Source organism: Mycobacterium simiae (genome assembly GCF_008370645.1).
Taxonomy (GTDB): Bacteria; Actinomycetota; Actinomycetes; order Mycobacteriales; family Mycobacteriaceae; genus Mycobacterium; species Mycobacterium simiae_A.
Genome location: NZ_VTZN01000313.1, coordinates 1 through 2872 on the forward strand (window position 1 = coordinate 1; position 2872 = coordinate 2872).

General features: G+C 66.5%; 1 protein-coding gene. It reads left to right on the plus strand.

Features of this window, described 5'->3' with window-relative positions; genetic code table 11:
* A partial coding sequence (locus tag F0Q45_RS25195) for a non-ribosomal peptide synthetase (RefSeq protein WP_149656475.1) occupies positions 1 to 2872 on the plus strand: 2872 nt, incomplete at both ends.

The window sequence follows — 2872 nt, forward strand, 5'->3', positions numbered from 1 at the left end:
ATTATGAAGACCGGGGCAGCGTATCTGCCCATCGACCCCGCCTATCCCGATGCGCGGATCGCGTTCGTGATCGACGATGGGGCCCCGGTGGCCGCGCTCAGCACCGCCGGGTTGGCGGTGCGGTTGGCCGGGTACGGGTTGCGGGTTATCGATGTCCACGATTCCGCGATCGCGACCCAGCTCGCCGTGGCGTTGCCGGCACCGGCGCCCGAGGATATGGCGTATCTGATATACACCTCGGGCACCACCGGCACCCCGAAAGGGGTGGCGATCACCCATCGCAACGTCACCCAGCTCATCAACTCGCTCGAGGACGTCGGCCTGCCGCCAGGGCCGGGCCGGGTGTGGTCGCAATGGCACTCCTACAGCTTCGACATCTCGGGCTGGGAGATTTTCGGTGCCCTGTTACGCGGTGGTCGCCTGGTCGTGGTGCCCGAGTCGACGACTCACTCACCGGAGGACTTGCATAACCTACTGGTCAACGAACGCGTCAGCGTCCTCAGCCAAACCCCGTCTGCGCTGGCGGGGCTGTCACCGGAGGGGTTGGGGTCGGTGACGGTGTTGGTGGGCGGCGAGCCGTGCCCGGCCGAGGTGGTGGATCGGTGGGGGCCCGGCCGGTTGATGATCAACGAATACGGTCCGACCGAGACCACGATGTGGGTGGCACTGAGCGCGCCGCTCACGCCGGGGTCGGGCGCCCCGCCGATCGGCTCGCCGGTGGCGGGGGCGGCGCTGTTTGTCTTGGACGGGTGGTTGCGGCCGGTGCCTGCCGGTGTGGTCGGAGAATTGTATGTTGCGGGTCGCGGTGTGGGCGTTGGGTATTGGCGTCGGTCGGGGTTGACGGCGGCGCGGTTTGTGGCGTGCCCGTTCGGGGGTGTGGGCGCACGGATGTATCGCACCGGGGATTTGGTGTGTTGGGCTGTTGATGGACAGCTGCGGTATGTGGGGCGTGCTGATGAGCAGGTCAAGATTCGCGGGTATCGCATCGAGCTGGGTGAAGTTCAGGCGGCGCTGGCCGCAGTGGCTGGGGTGGAGCAGGCGGTGGTGATCGCTCGCGAGGATCGGGTCCGGGATAAGCGGTTGGTGGGGTATGTGACCGGGGTGGCAGAGCCGGCTGCCGCGCGTGCCGCGCTGGCGGATCGGTTGCCCGCCTACATGGTTCCGGCCGCGGTGGTGGTTCTGGAGGCGTTGCCGTTGACGGTCAGCGGCAAGCTGGACAAGCGTGCCCTGCCGGCACCGGAGTACAGCGCCGGTGAGTATCGGGCTCCGGCGAGCGCGGTCGAAGAGGTCTTGGCCGGGATTTATGGGCGGGTGTTGGGGTTGGAGCGGGTGGGTGTGGAGGAGTCGTTTTTTGATTTGGGTGGGGATTCGCTGTTGGCGATGCGGGTAATCGCGGCGGTCAACGCCGCCTTGGATGCTGATCTGGCGGTGCGCACCCTGTTTGATGCGCCCTCGGTGATGGAGTTGGCGTTGCGGGTGTCGGGGGTGCGGCGGTTTGGTCCGTTGGTGGCTGGGGTGCGGCCGGCGGAGGTGCCGATGTCGTTTGCGCAGAGCCGGTTGTGGTTCATCGACCAAGTCGAGGGGCCCTCGCCGACCTTTAACATGGCGGCGGCGTTACGGCTGGTTGGGCGGTTGGATATCGCGGCGTTGGGTGCCGCGCTGGCCGATGCGGTGGACCGGCATGAGAGCTTGCGCACGGTGTTCCCGACCGTGGCGGGGATAGCGCAGCAGCGGGTCGTATCCAGCGAGCGGGCAGACTTCGGTTGGGACATCACCGATGCCTCCGGGTGGGTGGCTCGCCGGCTGCATGAGGCGGTGGAAACCGCGGGACGCTACACGTTCGACTTGGCAACCGAAATCCCGCTGCGGGCACGGCTTTTCCGTGTTGGCGACCAGGAACACGTACTGGTGATGACGGTGCACCATATCGCCGCGGATGGCTGGTCGTGGGCGGTGTTGGGGGCCGATCTAGGTGTCGCCTATGCCGCGCGGTGTGCGGGGCGGGCACCGCAGTGGGCTCCGTTGGCGGTGCAGTATGTCGACTACACGCTGTGGCAGCGCGAAAACCTCGGTGAGTTGGCGGACAGTGACAGCCCGGTCGCGGCCCAGTTGGACTATTGGGAGCATGCTTTGGCCGGGATGCCCGAACGGTTGGCGCTTCCCACCGATCGCCCCTATCCGCTGGTTGCCGATCACCGCGCCGGCACGGTGGCGGTGCAATGGCCGGCGGGGTTGCAGCAGCGGGTGCGTCAGGTGGCCCGCGAGCATAACGCGACGAGTTTCATGGTGGTGCAGGCCGCGTTGGCGGTGCTGTTGTCTACAGTCAGCGCTAGTAGCGATGTGGCAGTGGGGATTCCGGTCGCTGGCCGCGGAGATCCCGCGCTGGATGATCTGGTGGGTTTTTTTGTCAACATCGTGGTGTTGCGGGTCGAGGTAGCCGGGTATGTCAGCTTCGCCGAGTTATTGGCCCAGGTGCGCGGACGCAGCCTGCAGGCCTTCGAGCATCAAGACGCGCCCTTTGAAGCGCTCGTTGATCGGCTCAACCCGGTCCGCTCGCTGAGTCATCACCCCCTGGTTCAGGTGATGTTGGCGTGGCAGAACAACGCGGCCGCCGAGCTGAGTCTGGCCGATGTGGAAGTCACGCCGATACCGGTGGACACCCACGCCGCCCGGATGGATCTGGTGTTTTCCCTGGCCGAACGCTGGACAGAGGGTGGTGAGCCGGCCGGGGTGGGTGGAACGGTGGAATTTCGCGCGGACGTGTTTGATGTGGCCAGCATCGAAACGCTCATCGAGCGGTTGCAGCGGGTATTGGTGGCGGTCACCGCGGATCCGGGCCGGGTGTTGTCGTCGGTGGATCTGCTCGATGCCC